Genomic DNA, 17,636 nt, shown 5'->3' with positions numbered 1-17,636 from the left:
TAGACGTTTAAATCGGCACAGGGTTCAGTCGGCTCTCGTGTTCTGCCTGCACTGAAATGAAAAAACCCGGGCAAGCCCGGGTTCTTCATTTTGTCTACGCGTGTCAAGCGTTCTGACGGATTCCCGCAACCAGCCACGGCTGGTTTTCGCCTTGTGCACGCTCCATGCGCCAGCTTTCGCTGAAGGGCTCGCCCTGGTCGAAGCGCGAATTCTTCGATACGCCTATGAAGGTGAGGGTGGCGATGGTCTTGTCGGCCTGATCGTCCACGCCATCGAGCTGGATCTGCAGATCGTCGACGTAGGTGGACTGGTAGGCGTCACCGATCTCGGCCCGCTCGCGCTTGAGGAACTCATGCAGCTGCGGCGTGACGAACTCGGCGATCTTGTCCATCTCGTTGGCGTCCCAGTGCTGCTGCAGCGACAGGAAGTGCTCGCGCGCCGCGGCAACGAAATTCTGCTCGTTGAACCAGGCGGGGGCGTTGATCACCGGTGCAGCCGCTACGGATGTGGCGCTGCCGCCGAAGATCGACGGTTGTGCTGGCATCTCGCGCTGCATGGGTGCGCTTCCATGTCCGTGTCCGGCCATGGCCGGTTGCTGCTGGCGGCGGCGGGCGGCGAGGAAGCGGAACAGCAGGAAGGCGATGGCGCCGAAGATCAGGATGTCCATGAACTGGATGCCTTCGAAGCCGTCACCCATGAACATGGATGCCAGCAGACCACCGGCGGCGAGGCCGGCCAGCGGGCCGAGCCAGCGCGACGCACCGCTGGCAGCGGCGGGGGTCTTGCCTGCCTGGGTCGGAGCAGCCTGGGTTTGCTTAGGCGCCTGACGGGTCTGATGGCTCGGTGCCGAGCCGAAGCTCTTGCCACCACCGAAACGCTTGGCGTGGACGTCGAGACTGAGGGTCAGGCCGATACACAGCGCCATGAAAATGCTGAGCACACGTTGCATTTAGTATTCCTGGGTTGGGTGAAGATACGAAGCTGATGGTGCACGGCCCGGTCCGGGCGCGCCAGTTGCAGAGTGTTTCGGGCTTTTGCTTCGTTGCGCTTGCCGGCATCACCGTCAAGCGCAACGTCATCTGGCTCAGCGCCAGTTGTACAGTTCTTTCTCGGAAATTTCCTGCATCGGCTTGACCTGCGCCTGGAAGGCTTTCATCGAGGCCCAGATGCGGCCGTTCAGCTCGCTTTGCGCGGCCAGTTCGCCGAGCACGATATCGGACTGCTCGCGCATCGCGGCCAGTACCTCATCAGGGAAGCGCTTCAATTCCGCGCCTTGCTGCGTGAGCTGGTCGAGGGCCATCGCGTTGTTGTAGACGTAGTCGTCGATCATGTCGCGGCTGGCGGCGCGGGCAGCTTCGGTGAGGATGGCGCGCAGATCATCGGGCAAGCTGTCCAGAGCCTTTTGGTTGACCAGCAACTCCAGCACAGCCTGTGGCTCCTGCCAGCCCGGGTAGTAGTAGTACTTCGCCGCCTTGTGCAGGCCGAAGGCGAGGTCGTTATACGGGCTGACCCAATCGGTGGCGTCGATCGCGCCAGTCTGCAGCGCGGTGAAGACTTCGCCACCTGGCATGTTTACGGTGGTCGCACCGAGTCGGCTCAGCACTTCGCCGCCCAGGCCTGGGGTACGGATCTTCAGGCCCTGCAGGTCGTTCAGCGAGTTGATTTCCTTGTTGAACCAGCCGCCCATCTGCATGCCGGTGTTACCGACCACCATGGGTTTGACGCCATAGGGTGCGTAAGCCTCGTCCCAGAATTCCTGACCGCCGCCGCGCGTTAGCCAGGCATTCATTTCGCTGGTCGAGAGACCGAACGGAACCGAGGTGAAGAACTGTGCGGTGGGGACCTTGCCCTTCCAGTAGTAAGCCGCGCCGTGGCCGAGTTCGGCGGTACCGCGCGAGACGGCGTCGAACACTTCGAGGGCAGGGACCAGCTCACCGGCGGCGTAGACCTTGATGGTCAACCGGCCATCGCTCATGGTGCTGACCTGGTCGGCCAGACGCTGGGCGGCAGTGCCCAAGCCTGGATAGTTCTTTGGCCAGGCGGTGACCATCTTCCAGTTGTAAGTCTTGGGCGCTTCGCTGGTGGCCGGTTGCGGCTCAGCGGTGGATTCGACTTTCTTCTCATCGTTGCAGCCTGCGAGGCCGAGGGTTGCAAGCAGGGCAGCGGCGGCACCAAACAAGTGACGGCGTTTCATGAGTAGGATCTTCCTTTGACGGACCTTATTAGTATTGGGTACAGGTTGACGTGCACGTCATAGCGCCTCGAGTTTGGCATAACTGAGCATCAACCACTTGCTTCCTTCATCTTCGAAATTCACTTGCACCCGCGCTTGAGCGCCGGAGCCTTCGAAATTCAGGATGGTGCCCTCGCCGAACAGGGAGTGGCGGACGCGCTGACCGAGGTTGAACGGGGTGTCCGGTACGTTGGCACCATCGAACAGAGAGCCGCCACCCATGCCGCGGGTGTTGAAGCTGCGGCTGACGGTGTTGCTCAGGCGCACTTCGCTGACCAGTGCCGGCGGCAGCTCGCGAACGAAACGCGAGATCTTGTTATAGGTCTCGCTGCCGTACAAGCGGCGAGTTTCGGCGTAGGTGATGATCAACTGCTGCATCGCGCGCGTGATGCCGACGTAGGCCAGGCGACGCTCTTCCTCAAGACGGCCAGGCTCTTCCAGGCTCATCTTGTGCGGAAACAGCCCTTCCTCCATGCCAACCAAGAATACCAGGGGGAACTCCAACCCTTTGGCGCTGTGCAGTGTCATCAGCTGCACGCTGTCCTCATGGTCGCCGGCCTGCTGTTCGCCGGCCTCCAGCGAGGCGTGGTCAAGGAAGGCAGCCAACGGCGTCTGCTCGTCTTCCTCCTCCTCGCTGTAATGGTCGAAGGCGCGTGCCGCGGAAACCAGTTCCTCGAGGTTTTCCACTCGCGCCTGGGCCTTCTCGCCCTTTTCGTCGCGATGGTAGGCGAGCAGACCGGACTGTTCGATGACCAGCTGCGCCATGTTGTGCAGCTGCATACCCTCCACCTTCAGGGCAAGGGTGTCGATCAGCTCGACAAAGCCGTTCAGCGCACTGGCCGCACGGCCCGAGACCACCTTAGTGCCGACCGCCTGGTGCAGCGCCGCCCACATCGATGTGCTTTCCTGGCGGGCCAGCTGACGCAGGCATTCGACGGTCTTCTCACCGATCCCGCGGGCTGGCACGTTGATCACCCGCTCCAGTGCCGCGTCGTTGTCACGCGCCTGGATCAGGCGCAAATAGGCCATGGCGTTCTTGATCTCGGCGCGTTCGAAGAAGCGTTGGCCGCCGTAGATCCGGTAGGGAATTCGCTCGCGCAGCAGCGCTTCTTCCAGCACTCGTGACTGGGCGTTGGAGCGGTAGAGGATGGCGATTTCGCTGCGCGCGAGGCCTTCTTTCTTGATGGCGCTCTCGATGCTTTCGACTACGTAGCGCGCTTCGTCGTGTTCGTTGAAGGCAGCATAAAGGCTGATCGGTTCACCCTCACAGCCCTCGGTCCACAACTCTTTGCCCAAGCGCCCCTGGTTGTTGGCGATCAGTGCGTTGGCGGCCTTGAGGATGCAGGCGGTCGAGCGGTAATTCTGTTCCAGGCGGATGGTTTCGGCGTCGCGGAAGTCTTCGCTGAACTGGTGCAGGTTTTCCACTCGCGCGCCGCGCCAGCCGTAGATTGATTGGTCGTCGTCCCCTACCACCATCAGGCTTTCGCCGCCTTTGGCCAACAGGCGCAGCCAGGCGTACTGGACGGCGTTGGTGTCCTGGAACTCATCCACCAGAATGTGGCGAAAGCGGCGCTGATAGTGATCGAGCAGGCCGGGGTTGTCACGCCACAGGTCCAGCGCGCGCAGCAGCAACTCGGAGAAGTCGATCACGCCAGCACGTGCGCACGCCTCTTCGTAGGCCTGATAAATGCTCAGCATGGTCGCCAGGAAGAGGTCGCCGCTGGGCTGGATATGCCGGGGCCGCAGGCCTTCATCCTTCTGCCCGTTGATCCACCACTGCGCCTGGCGCGCGGGCCAGCGCTGCTCGTCGAGGCCGAGCTCGCGGATCACCCGCTTGACCAGGCGCTGCTGGTCGTCGGAATCGAGAATCTGGAAATTCTGCGCCAGCTTCGCTTCCTGCCAGTGGGCTCGCAGCAGGCGGTGCGCCAGGCCGTGGAAAGTGCCGACCCACATGCCTTGCGGGTTGACCTTCATCAGCTGCTCGATGCGCTGGCGCATCTCGGCGGCGGCCTTGTTGGTAAAGGTCACCGACAGAATCGAATGCAGCGAGGCGTGTTCGACCTGATGCAGCCAGGCGATGCGGTGCACCAGCACGCGGGTCTTGCCCGAGCCGGCACCAGCGAGAACCAGTTGACGTCCAAGCGGCGCGGCCACGGCCTGACGCTGGGCATCGTTGAGGGAATTCAGGAGGAGGGAGAGATCGTCATGCATGGGCGGCATTCTAGCCGTAAACCGACCCGGCTCGCTCGTGCAACGGACGGGCGCGGAGATCCGAGCGTTCCCGGCCGGAACGCATCATGGCTTACGATCCGGGTCCGGAGCGGTGATGCCCGGCTCACGTGCGACTGAGGTTGCAAGGTTGCGCGGCGGTTCTCGTTCGTTTGTCGGAATGGACTGTTACGGGTGGCTATCAGCGTGCCATCATCGGTTAGTGGCTGCAGTGCCTTAACGCCCTCTCAGACACCGACAACAAGAAAGGCCAATGATCGATTCTGCTCAGACAACCCAATCGGCGCCACTGATCATGGAGGATCAGGCCCTTCTCGATCTCGCGGACCTCGATCAGCGGAGCGAGCGCACGCGGCTGCTTTACCAGGGCTCGCGCGTCTCGCTGGTTCTGATGGTTCTTGCCAGTCTGATATTCCTCGGACTGCTCTGGAACAAGGCACCGTCGCCGAACTTGATGCTGTGGTCGGGCTGGGCGCTATTGTTGGCGCTGCTGCGGTTGCAACAGGCAAGCGCATTCGACAGGGCAGATGCGGACGATAGGCTGCGTCCCTACTGGTACCGAGCATTTCTTGCCGGTAGCGTCGTCACCGCAGTCACGCTCTGCTACGCGATCGTGGCGCTGGTGCCTGGCGATGACTTCATCCAACAGACCCTTCTTTACGGAGCCACGGGCTCGGTCATCGTTGCTGGTAGCGTAACCAATGGCGTTTCCCTTCGCGCCTTTTTCTGCTTCGCCGCACCCAGCCTGCTGCCGGCCGCCGTCGTTCTGTTGAGCAGCGGGCAGGCGCAACAGCAGGGTTGGGGCGTATTAACGGTCATCTTGCTGCTGACGCTCAGCATGGTCGCCTGGCAGACCCATCGTCTGCTGATTGCGGGCCTGGAGCAGCGCTGCTACAACCAGCGGTTGATTGCGCGCCTGCAGCACATGCGCGGCGAGGCGTCGGAGTTGAACGGCGAGCTGGCGCGCGAGGTCGATCAGCGGCGGCACGCCGAAGCACGGCTGCGAGAAGCGTTCGGGGGGCTCGAACAGCGCGTGGCCGAACGTACGGCGGAGCTGCGCGAAAGCGAAGCCCGGTTGAACTTGGCGCTCGAAGCCAGCGAGCTGGGGCTCTGGGACTGGGACCTAGAGCATGATGAAGTCCACCATTCACGCATGGAAGTGGTGTTCGGCATCGGTCGCGGCGCCCGGCGGCGACTGGCGGACCCGCAGCGGCCAAAAGTCCACCCGGACGATAGCCTGCAGGTGCGCGAGGCAGTCATCGCGCATCTCAAGGGTGAAACCGATCTCTACTCGGTCCGCTATCGCGCACTGCAGGCAGACGGCGGCTGCCGGTGGATGGAAGACCGCGGCCGAGTCATCGAGCGGAGCGATACTGGCCGTGCGTTGCGGATGATCGGCACCCGTCGGGATATCACCGAAGCTCATCGGCAGGCTGAGCAGCAGCGCCTGGCTGCGACGGTATTCGAGGCGGCCGGTGAAGGCATGGCAATCATGGACGCCGAATTCCGCTTGCTGGCGGTCAACGATGCCTGCTGTACGCTGTCGGGTTATCAGCGCGAGGAGCTTATCGGGCGCAGCGTCGCGCGCTTGGCGAGCTCCGAGGACAGCCGTCAGCAATACGCGTCGATTCGCGACTGCCTGGCGCGGGACGGGCGCTGGCAGGGCGAGCTCATCGAAACCCGCAGGAATGGTGAGGTTTACCCGCAGTGGGCTCAGTTACACGCGGTTCGCGACAGCCAGGGCAACGTCAGCAATGTCGTGGCGTTCATGTCCGACCTCAGCGTGCGCCGGCAGGTCGAAGAGCGCTTGCGCTACCTCACGCACTTCGATGAGCTCACCGGCCTGGCTAATCGCAGCCTGCTCAAGGCTCGTCTCCATAGCGCCTGCGAGCGTACCCGCAACAGCCCGCGCGGCTTGGCGGTCCTGTACATCGACCTGGATCGTTTCAAGGTGCTCAACCAGAGTCTCGGTCATGAAGCGGCAGACCAGCTCCTGCGCGAAGTGGCCCGTCGCCTGTCGCAGACGTTCTCCGATGCCGACACCATTGCGCGGCTATCAGGCGACGAGTTCGTGGTGGTGCTTGAAGGCTACGGCGGCCTGTCGGCCCTGGCGCATACCGGCAGCCGCCTGCTGTCGCGCATCAGCAAGCCTGTGCTGGTTGACGGCCAGGAGCTGGTCGTCAGCGCATCCATCGGTGTCAGCCTGTTGCCCGACAACGCGCGCGAAGCCACTGCGCTGCTGCTGCAGGCGAACATGGCGATGCAGCACGCCAAACACCTGGGTGGAAATACCCTGCAGTTCTTCACTGAACGCTTGCAGGCCTCCAGCCTGGAAAACCTGAAACTCGAAAACCAGCTGCGCAGGGCCATTGACGAAGGGCAGCTGGAGGTCTTCTACCAGCCGCGGCTGAACGTGGTCGACGATCATCTGGATGCGGCTGAGGCGCTGGTGCGCTGGCGGCATCCGCAGCAGGGTCTGATCTCGCCCGGCGACTTCATTCCGCTGGCCGAAGAGACCGGACTGATCATTCCGTTGGGTGAGTTCGTCCTCCGCGAGGCCTGCCGGCAGGCCCGTCAGTGGCAGTTGGATGGGCTGGCGCCGGTCCGGGTCTCGGTGAATCTTTCGGTGAAACAGCTGCGTCAGGGCAATTTCATCAGCCTGGTGCGTCAGGTGTTGGAAGAGAGCGGCTTGTCGGCAGACATGCTCGAACTGGAGCTGACCGAGAGCCAGCTGCTCGATGACATCGACAACGCTGTCAGTATCAGCCATCAGCTGCGCGCGCTGGGCGTGAAACTGGCGATTGATGATTTCGGTACCGGTTATTCGTCGCTCAGCTATCTGAAGCGCTTTCCGGTGGATTTCGTCAAGATCGACCGCTCGTTCATCTCGGAACTGGAACAATTCGGCGAAGACGCCGCCATCGTTCGGGCGATCATCGCCATGGTCCACAGCTTGGAGCGGAAGGTCGTGGCCGAGGGTGTGGAAACCCAGGCGCAGATGGATTACCTCAAGGCGCATGGCTGCGATGAGATACAGGGTTACCTGATCAGCCGACCGGTGCCGGCTGACGAGTTTGCGAAGTTTTTGGGCTGACGATGGCAGGCGGATGCCGCCGCGCCGGGTATTCGTGTAGGGTAGGCTTCAGCCCACCAACGATTGGTTGTGCAGAGAAAGTCGATGGGGCGTGCAGCAGCAAATGGTGGGCTGAAGCCCACCCTACATCGGCAATCGAACGCGTTATCAGCCTCGCTGCGCTTGCCTTGTCAGCCGCGTGTGGTGCTGCCTTCCAGCTCGCGCATCAGCAGCGCATAGCGCAGGTCGACCGTTTCCGGCACTGGTAGATAAAGCACATGGCCGTCGCCAGGTGCCACCTCGGTGCGTGAGCCACGCTTGTTTTCCAGCGTGTCCAGACGGAAATTCAGGTTGCCCTGGGGCGTCATCAGCTCCAGACGGTCGCCGATGGCGAAGCGGTTCTTGACGATCACCTCGGCAAGTCCGTTGCGCCGCTCGCCGGTCGTTTCGCCTACGAACTGCTGGCGATCCGACAGCGAAAAGCCGCGCTCGTAGTTCTGATATTCATCATGCACATGGCGACGCAGGAAGCCTTCGGTGTAGCCGCGGTGGGCCAGAGATTCCAGCGTGTCCATCAGCGTCATGTCGAAAGGCCGGCCGGCCACCGCATCGTCGATGGCCTTGCGGTAGACCTGAGCGGTGCGCGCCACGTAATAGTGGGATTTGGTGCGCCCCTCGATCTTCAGTGAATGCACGCCCATCTGCACCAGCCGCTCGACATGCTGCACGGCGCGAAGATCCTTGGAGTTCATGATGTAGGTACCGTGCTCGTCCTCGAACGCCTCCATCAGTTCGCCGGGGCGGTTGCTCTCTTCGAGCAGAAAGACCTGATCGGTTGGCGCGCCGGCGCCCAGCGTCGGTTCTACCCGATCAGGCCCGACCTGCTGCACCGGAATCGGTTGGTATTGCTGGACGATGTTGCCCAGCTCGTCTTCCTTGCCCTCGTGGGCCTTGTACCCCCAGCGGCAGGCGTTGGTGCAGGAGCCTTGGTTGGGGTCGCGCTTGTTGATGTAGCCGGAGAGTAGGCAGCGGCCGGAGTAGGCCATGCACAGCGCGCCGTGGACGAAGACCTCCAGCTCCATGCCCGGCACTTTTTCGCGGATCTCGCCGATCTCTTCCAGCGACAGCTCGCGGGACAGAATGGCGCGAGTCAGACCCTGCTGCCGCCAGAACTCGACGCTGGCCCAGTTCACTGCGTTGGCCTGCACCGAGAGGTGGATTGTCATCGCGGGAAAGTGCTGACGAACCAGCATGATCAGACCTGGATCGGACATGATCAGCGCGTCCGGTCCCATCGCCACCACCGGCTCCAGATCCTTGATGAAGGTGCGCAGCTTGGCGTTGTGCGGGGCGATATTGACCACCACGTAAAACTGCTTGCCCTGGGCATGTGCTTCATCGATGCCGAGCTTGAGGTTGGCGTGGTCGAACTCGTTGTTGCGCACCCGCAAGCTGTAGCGCGGCTGGCCGGCATAGACGGCATCGGCGCCATAAGCGAAGGCGTAGCGCATGGATTTCAGGGTGCCGGCGGGTGAAAGCAGTTCGGGGCGCAGGACGGTCATGGTGCGGTGGCTCGGTATATCAACAGGAAATGTGAGGATTCTACAGGCGGCCCCGGCGTTTTTCGCCGCGTCAGATCAAGTCATGGCGAACTCCAGCGTTGGCCTCAAGTCATCTCCTAGAGTCCTTGCTTCGAACACGCTGAATGCCGATGCAAGCCAACCGTCACCCGGAGACCATCGTGAGCGTTAACCCCGTTGATGCCAGAGGCAGCCTGATTGCGACGCTCTTGCTCGGGATCGGCCTGATGGCCGCGGTGGATGAGATCGTCTTTCACCAGATCCTCGCCTGGCACCATTTCTTCGATCGATCGACCCTGGCCGTTGCGCTGCTGTCCGATGGGCTGTTGCACGCGGCAGAGCTGCTGACGCTGGCGGCCGGCTTCTACCTGTTCGTCCGGCTCAGCCGTGGTCGAGCTGTGTCACGACGGCACGCCTGGGCGGGTTTGCTGATAGGAGCGGGTGGCTTCCAGCTGTTCGACGGCATCGTCAACCACAAGCTGCTGCGCCTGCACCAAGTGCGTTACGTCGAAGACCTGTGGCTGTATGACCTGGCCTGGAATGGCGTTGGCGCGGTGGTAATAGCAGCAGGCGTGCTGTTGTGGCGGCGTGCTCAGGCCGACACGCAACAGGGTGGATAAGAATGACCCACGAGGCACATCTGCTAACGCTGGCCGGTATGTTCCTGTTGGTGTTGCTGACCCTGGGACTCTGGTTCGGCTATCTGCTCGGGGTTCGCAGGCAGCGCCGCTACCGCTCGGGTTGGCGCTGGTGGCGGCTGGTCAGCTTCACGCTGGGATGCGGTCTTGTTGTGCTGGCACTGTCGCCGGAGATGATCGAATGGGGGCATGCCGACCTGCGCGGGCACATGGTGCAGCACCTGTTACTGGGAATGTTCGCGCCGATCGCGTTGATGCTGGGCGCGCCTGGCACGCTGTTGCTGCGCAGCGTGCCGGTGGCCAGCGCTCGCCGTATCATCGCGTTCGCCGGGACGCCGCCGGTGCGTTTCCTGAACCATCCGGTCACCGCATTGTTTCTGGATATCGGCGCGCTCTATCTGCTTTACCTGACGCCGCTGTATTCGCTCAGTTTCAGCGAGCCGCAGTTTCACGTGCTGCTGCACCTGCATTTCGTGCTGGCCGGTTACCTGTTCAGTTGGTCGGTCGCCGGCCCGGATCCAGCGCCGCATCGCCCTGGCCTGCGCATCCGTTTGATCGTGCTGTTCATGGCTATCGCAGCTCACTCCATCCTGGGCAAGCTGATGTATGCCCATGGTTTTCCGCGTGAGGCCGGTCATAGCCTGGCCGAGATCGAGGCCGCCGCGCAGCTGATGTACTACGGCGGCGATTTGGCTGAGTTGCTCCTGGCGATCGTCTTCTTCGCTATCTGCTACCGCAGTCAGCGATCCAAGCCGCTCGGCGCAATATCCAGCTAGCAGACGACAAACCGCCGGACGAGGCGTTAGCCGGGCCCGACGGTTTGACATATGGCGTTGATGTCGCGATGGCTTACGCCGCGGCGATCACATCGCCATGGTTTTCCGGCTCGATCAGCGCGCGATGCAAGGCCGCCACCGCCGAGTCGTAGTCTTCTTCGTTGACCACGCACTGCATTTCCACCTGGCGGATCGACTGATGCACCGCCTGGATGCTGATGCCGGCGCGGCCAGCGCGGCCACTGTCTTGGCGAGGATGCCCTTGACCTTGAGGTCCGAGCCGATCGCCGAGACGATGGAGACGTTGTGCACCGTAACCTCGGCGGCCGGGTACTTCTCTTCGATCAGCCGGGCGGCGCGGTTGATCAGCTTGCGCGAGCCCGAAGCCGCGTAATAGGTGATGCTGTTGGCATCGGAGTCCTTGTTCACGACATACAGGCGCAGCTGCTTGAGCAACTTGCTGATCTCGATGTCGTAGGCGACGTCGCCGAGCATGTCCTGATCGAACACCTCGATGCCGAAGACGTCCTTGCGGCCCGCGATGATCTCGACGCAGGGCTTCTCGCTCTTGTAGTCCTGGCTGATGAGGGTGCCGGAGTGCTCGGGCTCGAAGGCATTCTTGATGCGCAGCTCGATACCGGCACGGCGCAGGGTCTTGGCTGCACGCGGATGAATTGCTTCCATGCCCAGATTGGACAGCTGGTCGGCGACGTCGTAGTTGGTACGGCCGATGGTCACCACCTTGTCGGCGCCCACCAGGTTCGGGTCGGCACTGGAAAGATGGAATTCCTTGTGGATGATCGCCTCGCGCGCACCGGTGGCGGCCGCGATCTGGGCGAAGGTTATCTCGCTGTAGCCGCGATCGAAGGTGTTCATCAGGCCTTCGCTGCAGTGCGTGTAGCCGGTGGCGACCACCAGCTCGCGAGAGAGGTCGACCTCTTCGAAGCTGTGGCGCACCATCTCTTCGAACGGCAGCGGTGCATCACGATGCCAGCCGGTCAGATCGACCATCTTGGCGTTGACGCCGCGGTGCTTGAGCGCCAGTACCGAGTTGAAGGCTGAGTGCGCTTCGCCGAGGGAGGCGAGCATCTCGCGGACCTTCATCAGGTGCTCGTCGAGCTGGAAATGGCCATAGGCGCACAGGCGCTGCAGGCTGCTCATGCATTCGCGGGCATCGTCGATGCGCGAGTTGATGAACTGGTTGGCGGCACGCAGCTCGAATTCGCTGGTGAACAGTTCGGCATTCTTGCCAACCATGCGCTCGCGGATGGTTTCCAGCGCGTCGAGCCAGGCCCCTTCGCTGCGGGCATCGGCGAAGCGTTGGTAGACACCCGGCTCGCCGGTTTTCTTGTGTTCCAGCAGCAGATTGGTCATGCCGCTGTAGGCCGAGACGACGAAGACGCGCTGATAGAGCGCATCGCCTTCGCGCCCGCCGATGAAGATATTGTTCAGCAGTTCGTCGAAGCGGCTCATGGATGTGCCGCCGATTTTTTCTACGGTATGCATCGATTCAACTTCCCGTCTTGGGGGTGAATTTTCATCCCTGGGCCGCCATCTGGCCGCCAACAAAGATCAGGCCCGGTAGTCGGGCCTGATCGGGTACGTCAGAGATACTTCTGTTTCTGGATGTGCAGCGGCTCGAAACGCTCGCGTTCGGCGACAAACTCCGGACGGGGCGAAAGCCCACAGAACGGGGCCTGCGCGGCATTATCTACGTGGTTGTAGACATAGAACAGATTGCTGCGCGCACTGGGCGTGATGTTGCTGTTGGAGCCATGCATGGTGTTGCAGTCGAAGAACACTACGCTTCCCGCCGGCCCGGTAGCGGTGTCGATGCCATAACGCTCCGCGAGGCGGGTCAGGCTGTCGTGGTCCGGCACACCGAATTCCTGCTTGCGCAGAGATTTTTCGTAGTGGTTTTCTGGCGTGGCGCCAACGCAGCGGATGTAGTGCTTGTGCGATCCGGGCACCAGCATCAGCGGGCCGTTATGCGGCTCGTTGTCGGTGAGCAGGATCGAGCAACTCAGCGTTCGCATGCGTGGCAGACCATCTTCGACGTGCCAGGTCTCGAAATCCGAATGCCAGTAGAACTCCTTGCCGGTAAAGCCGGGCTTGAAGTTCATCCGTGACTGGTGGACATAGATATCGCCACCGAGAATGAAGCTGGCGATGGCGGCGGTGCGCTCGTCACTGGCGACGCGGGCGAACAGCGCGTTGTCGCTGTGAATATCGAATACCGAGCGAATCGCTCCGCTGTCGGGTTCCTGGATCGTCTTGCCGGAGCCGGCCACGGCAGGGTCCTGGCGCATACGGTCGAGTTCTTCGCGGAATACCGCGACTTCCTCGGCGCTGAACAGATTGGGGATGACCAGATAACCATCACGCTCGAAGCGTTCTATCAGGTCCGGTGCAATCGGCGCGTTAGCCAGATCGCTGCGGTAGACAACCGGATCCAAACGCTCCTGCCAGCTGGGTTCGTCGTGCTGGCGCGAAGGGTATAGGTCGGCTTGCACGGGGTTCACGTTAGGTTCTCCTTGAATCATTGTCGTAGGGCGGTTGCGAATCGCCCTACGGGGCGCGGGACGGGCGAACCCGCCTCGCGGTCGCCTCAGGCGACGGTTTCGGCCTCCAGCGGATAAACACCGCTTTCGTCATGTACTTCCTTGCCGTTGAGCGGCGGATTGAAGACGCAGGCCATCTTCATGTCCTCGGTGCCGCCGCGCAGCAGGTGCTCGTCGTGCTTGTCGAGGATGTAGAGGGTGCCGGCCTCGATCTTGTAGATCTTGCCGTCGGCAATGGTCTCGATTTCACCGTTGCCGCTCATGCAGTACACCGACTCCAGATGATTCTGGTAGTGGATGTGCGTCTCGGTGCCGGCATAGATAGTGGTGACATGGAACGAGAAGCCCATGTTGTCATCCTTGAGCAGCATGCGGGTGCTGTCCCAGGTCTCGGTGGTGATTTTGCGGTTGGACTGCTCGCAGTCAGCCAGGGTACGTACGATCATTTTCTAATCCTCAAGAAGCTTGTCAGACGATGTGAAAACTACTTCGCTCGGTTAAGCGGCGTTAAAAACAGGCTCGGAATGCTCATTTACAGCACGTAAACTCCGCTTCCTCGCCTGCTTTTGCCTTGCTTACCCTTCGCTCGCTACGTTTTCACACCGCCTGATCCTTGGCCTGCTCGGACATCACGGCGGCAAAGGCTTTGTCCAGAATGCTCATAGCCTTGTCGATCTGCTCTTCGCTGATGATCAGCGGGCAGAGACACTTGACCACTTCGCTGTGAGCGCCGCTGGTTTCGATGACCAGGCCATTTTCGAAAGCATGGCGGCAGACGGCGGCGGCGGTGTCGCCATCCGGGCAGCTGATGCCGATCATCATGCCGCGGCCTTTGACGAACAGTGAATCGGGACCATAACGGCGCACGATCTTGTGCATGCCATCGGCGATGCGTTTGCCCTTGGCTTGAACGCTTTTGGCGAACTCGTCATCGCTCCAGAAGTGCTCGATGGCTGCGGCGGCAGTAACGAAAGCGTGGTTGTTACCGCGGAAGGTGCCGTTGTGCTCGCCCGGCTTCCACTGGTCCAGCTCCTTGCGCAGCAGCACCATGGCGAACGGCAGACCGAAGCCTGAAAGGGACTTGGAAAGGGTGATCATGTCCGGCTTGATGCCCATTTCCTCGAAGCTGAAGAAGCTGCCGGTCCGGCCGCAACCAGCCTGGATGTCATCGATGATCAGCAGCATCTCGTGCTTGCGGCAGAGTTTTTCCAGCTTGCGGATCCAGTCGGCGGACGCGGCGTTCAGGCCGCCTTCGCCCTGGACCACCTCGACGATGACCGCGGCGGGCTTGTCGATGCCGCTGGACGGGTCGGTCAGCAGCTTGTCCATCATGCCGATGGTGTTGACCTTGTCTCCGAAGTAGTTGGCATACGGCATGCGGCTGACGTCGGTCAGCGGGACGCCAGCGGCGCCACGGTGATGCTTGTTACCGGTCGCCGCCAGAGCGCCGATGCTGCAGCCGTGAAAGCCATTGGTGAAGCTGATGACGTTGTTGCGGCCAGTCACCTTGCGCGCTAGCTTCAGCGCGGCCTCGACCGCGTTGGTACCGGTCGGGCCGGTGAACTGCATGACGTAATCCATGTTGCGCGGCTTGAGAATCAGCCGGTCGAACGTCGACAGGAAGGTTTCCTTCGCGTCGGAATACATGTCCAGGCCATGGGTGATGCCGTCGGCGCCGATGTAGTCGAGCAGCGCCTGCTTCAGCACTGGATGGTTATGGCCATAGTTGAGCGTGCCGGCCCCGGCGAGGAAGTCGATGTAGTGCTTGCCTTCGCGGGTGATCAGCTCGGCGCCGCGAGCTTGCTTGAAGACCACTGGAAAGGAGCGGCAATAGCTGCGAACACCGGATTCGTGCAGTTCAAACGTTTGCATGGGGTTTCCTCTGATTCGTTGTCTGGAGTCGGTGGCGTCGAACGGACCCGCCCGATAAAGCTCTTCGTCTTCGTGTTGCCCGGCGAAGTGCTTGGCCCGAGAGAACAGCGTGCGAGTGCTGTAGTCGGTCTCCAGTTGAGCGAAAGCCTTCTTGAACAACGCCTGCGAGGCGCCGTTGTCAGGCGAGATGGTCGTCTCCAGGTGACGGACGCCCTGTTCTCTGGCGACCCGAGTGACCAGGGCCATCAGCATGCGCAGAGCCAGGCCCTGGCCGCGCATCGAAGCGTCTACCGCGACCTGCCAGACGAACAGCGTGTCCGGACGGGCAGGTGGGAGGTAACCGGAAATGAAACCTACCAACTGGCCATTTGCATCTTCGGCCGCGATGGAGGTATCAGCGAAGTCGGAACACTGCAGAAGGTTGCAGTAGACCGAATTGGTATCCAGAGGCTGGCAGCGCGCTACCAGGTCGTGGAGGGCAGAACCGTCGCCGTCGGTTGGGCGACGGAGCGTTACGGTAGGAACACTCAAAACAAATCCTTTGGGGTTGTTGATTGAAATCCTTTATTAGAATAAACACATCAAAAATTTAATCTCAACCCGAAGCGGCGGTCATCGCCCGGAATTCGCTGCTGATATCGCGGAAGTTTGCCGCTTATCGAGCAAGTTGAACTTTTCGTTTCAGTTGCGAGATAAGTGCCGGATTCAGCTGCTTATTGAGGCGAATCTGTTTCGTGAGTTCAGCTGACGAATCGGCGGGTATTTGCGCCGCGGTTTGCATGCTTTCATGGTGCCGCTCATGTGTGTGGGCAATCCGGCCGAAGGCCAGGAGAATAGAGGGCTGCGGCGGGTATTTGCGCGGCTGTCGGATCCCCCGGTTGGGGCCGAAGCAGGTTGTTGATGAAGTAACGGAAGTTGGGCCGCTGAATGCGCCAAAATTCCTCTGCTGAACTACCGTGATCTGTCGAAGATATTGGCGGCTGATATCGGGCCCATGTTTCCGGATATTGGCGACTTCGTCGCACTCAGTGAAATTTTTATGGCGAGTTGATTCGGCGCCATACCGGCAAGTTGCCCTGGATAGTTGTGGGCGGCTGCGGCATTAGTTATTTCAAGATGCAGCAAGCCGCTCTGTCCCGCATGCTAGAACGGATCCGGCCGGTGTTCTGACGGTCGGTCAGGGCCTCAGCGCCACCAGCGGCGGCCCTGATGCTCGATAAGCTGATGCGCCTGATCCGGACCATCGGTTCCGGCCGGATAGGGTCTCGGTTTGCGGTAATGGCTCTGCCAGCCCCGCAAAATCGGGTCGACCCAGTTCCAGGCGGCTTCCACTTCGTCGCGGCGCATGAAGAGGGTCGAGTCGCCTTCGATCACGTCCAGCAGCAAGCGCTCGTAGGCCTCCCAACGGCGCGTGCTGCTGAACGCCTTGGCCAGGTTCAGGTCCAGCTCGACGGGCTCCAGTTGCATGCCCTTGCCCGGTGCCTTGGCCATCAGTTGCAGGCTGATGCTCTCTTCCGGCTGCAGGCTGATCACCAGCCGGTTGACCTCACCCTTGGTGAAAAGCATGTGCGGCACTTGCTTGAAGGTGATGATGATCTCCGAGCGCTTGCGAGCCATGCGCTTGCCGGTGCGCAAGTAGAAGGGCACGCCAGCCCAGCGCCAGTTGTCGATCTCGGCCTTCACCGCGACGAAGGTTTCGGTATCACTGTCGTTATCGACATCGTTTTCGAAGTAATAGGCCTGCACGTCCTGTCCGCCGATACGACCCGCCCCGTACTGGCCGCGCACCGTCTTGTCCTGCACGTCGTTGCCGGTGATCGGTTTGAGCGCTTCGAGGATCTTCACCTTCTCGCCGCGTATCGATTTGGCATCGAAACGCACCGGCGCCTCCATTGCCACCAGGCAGAGCAGCTGCAGCAGATGATTCTGCAGCATATCGCGCATGGCGCCGGCGTGGTCGTAGTAGCTGCCGCGGTTCTCGACGCCGAGGGTTTCGGCGACGGTGATCTGCACATGGTCGATATGACCGCTGCGCCAGATCGGCTCGAACAGCGCGTTGGCGAAGCGCAGCGCCATGAGGTTCTGCACGGTTTCCTTGCCCAGGTAATGATCGATTCGGTAGATCCGCGACTCGGGGAACACCGCGCCGATCGCTTCGTTGATTTCCAGCGCCGAATCCAGCGAATGACCGATGGGCTTTTCCAGCACGATGCGGGCGTCTTCCCCGGCAAGGCCTGCGCTTTCCAGGTTGGACGCAATGGGCTCGAACAGGCTCGGCGCGGTTGCCAGGTAGTGCACCCGCACGCGCCCCTCGGCTTGACCGAGATGATGCGCGAGGCCGACGAACTCGCCCCGCTGGGTGGCATCCATGGCGAAGTAGTCGAGACGCTGACTGAACGCTTTCCAGATGTCAGCCTCGAAGTCGGTGCGCGCGATTTCCGCGCGGCAATGGCGCTCGGCCAGGCTCAGATAGGCGTTGCGATCGATATCCTGACGGGAAATCGCGAGTATGCGCACGTCGTCGTGCAGTCGCTTTTCACGGTGCAAGTGGTAGAGCGCAGGGATGAGTTTATGTAGCGCCAGGTCGCCGGTACCGCCAAATACCAGCATGTCGCAGGAAATGGACACAGCGTCACTCCTCAGAAGGTGAACAGACTCAAAGGTGGGCGATGCT

General features: G+C 61.5%; 11 protein-coding genes and 2 pseudogenes. 3 read left to right on the top strand and 10 right to left on the bottom strand.

Features of this window, described 5'->3' with window-relative positions; genetic code table 11:
* Positions 1 to 103: 103 nt before the first annotated feature.
* From DQ405_RS00995 to uvrD, 3 genes are all read right to left on the bottom strand, one after another.
* Positions 104 to 949, bottom strand: a complete 846-nt coding sequence (locus DQ405_RS00995; protein ID WP_168422502.1) for a Tim44 domain-containing protein — start codon at positions 947 to 949, stop codon at positions 104 to 106.
* Between the two features lie 135 nt (positions 950 to 1,084).
* Complete coding sequence (locus DQ405_RS00990) at positions 1,085 to 2,194, bottom strand: TRAP transporter substrate-binding protein (protein ID WP_168422501.1); 1,110 nt, start codon at positions 2,192 to 2,194, stop codon at positions 1,085 to 1,087.
* Positions 2,195 to 2,251: 57 nt separating this feature from the next.
* Complete coding sequence (gene uvrD / locus DQ405_RS00985) at positions 2,252 to 4,444, bottom strand: DNA helicase II (RefSeq protein WP_168422500.1); 2,193 nt, start codon at positions 4,442 to 4,444, stop codon at positions 2,252 to 2,254.
* A gap of 313 nt (positions 4,445 to 4,757) precedes the next feature.
* Between uvrD and DQ405_RS00980 the strand changes: the two genes are divergently transcribed.
* On the top strand, positions 4,758 to 7,556 hold the full coding sequence (locus tag DQ405_RS00980) for a putative bifunctional diguanylate cyclase/phosphodiesterase (RefSeq protein WP_241729760.1): 2,799 nt from the start codon (positions 4,758 to 4,760) through the stop codon (positions 7,554 to 7,556).
* 170 nt (positions 7,557 to 7,726) lie between these two features.
* On the opposite strand, the gene trhP is transcribed toward DQ405_RS00980, so the two are convergent.
* On the bottom strand, positions 7,727 to 9,097 hold the full coding sequence (trhP, locus tag DQ405_RS00975) for a prephenate-dependent tRNA uridine(34) hydroxylase TrhP (protein WP_168422498.1): 1,371 nt from the start codon (positions 9,095 to 9,097) through the stop codon (positions 7,727 to 7,729).
* Between the two features lie 179 nt (positions 9,098 to 9,276).
* Here trhP and DQ405_RS00970 point away from each other — a divergent pair, with 179 nt between their 5' ends.
* On the top strand, positions 9,277 to 9,735 hold the full coding sequence (locus DQ405_RS00970) for a DUF2243 domain-containing protein (RefSeq protein ID WP_342030388.1): 459 nt from the start codon (positions 9,277 to 9,279) through the stop codon (positions 9,733 to 9,735).
* Between the two features lie 2 nt (positions 9,736 to 9,737).
* Positions 9,738 to 10,529: a cytochrome c oxidase assembly protein gene (locus DQ405_RS00965; RefSeq protein ID WP_168422496.1), complete on the top strand. Its 792-nt coding sequence runs from the start codon at positions 9,738 to 9,740 to the stop codon at positions 10,527 to 10,529.
* Positions 10,530 to 10,602: 73 nt separating this feature from the next.
* Here DQ405_RS00965 and DQ405_RS00960 read toward each other — a convergent pair.
* The 6 genes and pseudogenes from DQ405_RS00960 to zwf form a co-directional block, all read right to left on the bottom strand.
* Positions 10,603 to 12,035, bottom strand: a pseudogene (locus tag DQ405_RS00960) (aspartate kinase).
* A gap of 98 nt (positions 12,036 to 12,133) precedes the next feature.
* Positions 12,134 to 13,042, bottom strand: a complete 909-nt coding sequence (gene thpD / locus DQ405_RS00955; protein ID WP_168422728.1) for an ectoine hydroxylase — start codon at positions 13,040 to 13,042, stop codon at positions 12,134 to 12,136.
* 95 nt (positions 13,043 to 13,137) lie between these two features.
* Positions 13,138 to 13,536 (bottom strand): ectoine synthase, encoded by a 399-nt coding sequence (locus DQ405_RS00950; RefSeq protein ID WP_168422495.1) that lies wholly within the window; start codon positions 13,534 to 13,536, stop codon positions 13,138 to 13,140.
* Positions 13,537 to 13,687: 151 nt separating this feature from the next.
* A complete protein-coding gene (gene ectB, locus DQ405_RS00945; RefSeq protein ID WP_206678894.1) occupies positions 13,688 to 14,962 on the bottom strand; it encodes a diaminobutyrate--2-oxoglutarate transaminase in 1,275 nt (424 codons plus the stop codon).
* A 99-nt stretch (positions 14,963 to 15,061) separates the two neighbouring features.
* Positions 15,062 to 15,493: pseudogene (ectA, locus tag DQ405_RS27160) on the bottom strand (diaminobutyrate acetyltransferase); the annotation flags it as partial.
* Positions 15,494 to 16,147: 654 nt separating this feature from the next.
* The gene (gene zwf, locus DQ405_RS00940) at positions 16,148 to 17,572 is read right to left on the bottom strand and encodes a glucose-6-phosphate dehydrogenase (protein WP_241729756.1); all 1,425 of its coding nucleotides are present in this window, start codon (positions 17,570 to 17,572) and stop codon (positions 16,148 to 16,150) included.
* Positions 17,573 to 17,636 lie beyond the last annotated feature (64 nt).

Source organism: Pseudomonas sp. SST3, from assembly GCF_003325755.1.
The sequence above is the reverse complement of the archived record's forward strand: the minus strand, read 5'-3'. Positions and strand labels throughout refer to the sequence as shown.

What these genes read in the sequence shown, in the direction of transcription:
- DQ405_RS00995 (WP_168422502.1), bottom strand. Translation starts at nt 949, where the DNA reads ATGCAACGTGTGCTCAGCATTTTCATGGCGCTGTGTATCGGCCTGACC.
- DQ405_RS00990 (WP_168422501.1), bottom strand. Translation starts at nt 2,194, where the DNA reads ATGAAACGCCGTCACTTGTTTGGTGCCGCCGCTGCCCTGCTTGCAACC.
- uvrD (WP_168422500.1), bottom strand. Translation starts at nt 4,444, where the DNA reads ATGCATGACGATCTCTCCCTCCTCCTGAATTCCCTCAACGATGCCCAG.
- DQ405_RS00980 (WP_241729760.1), top strand. Translation starts at nt 4,758, where the DNA reads ATGGAGGATCAGGCCCTTCTCGATCTCGCGGACCTCGATCAGCGGAGC.
- trhP (WP_168422498.1), bottom strand. Translation starts at nt 9,097, where the DNA reads ATGACCGTCCTGCGCCCCGAACTGCTTTCACCCGCCGGCACCCTGAAA.
- DQ405_RS00965 (WP_168422496.1), top strand. Translation starts at nt 9,738, where the DNA reads ATGACCCACGAGGCACATCTGCTAACGCTGGCCGGTATGTTCCTGTTG.
- DQ405_RS00950 (WP_168422495.1), bottom strand. Translation starts at nt 13,536, where the DNA reads ATGATCGTACGTACCCTGGCTGACTGCGAGCAGTCCAACCGCAAAATC.
- ectB (WP_206678894.1), bottom strand. Translation starts at nt 14,962, where the DNA reads ATGCAAACGTTTGAACTGCACGAATCCGGTGTTCGCAGCTATTGCCGC.
- zwf (WP_241729756.1), bottom strand. Translation starts at nt 17,572, where the DNA reads ATGCTGGTATTTGGCGGTACCGGCGACCTGGCGCTACATAAACTCATC.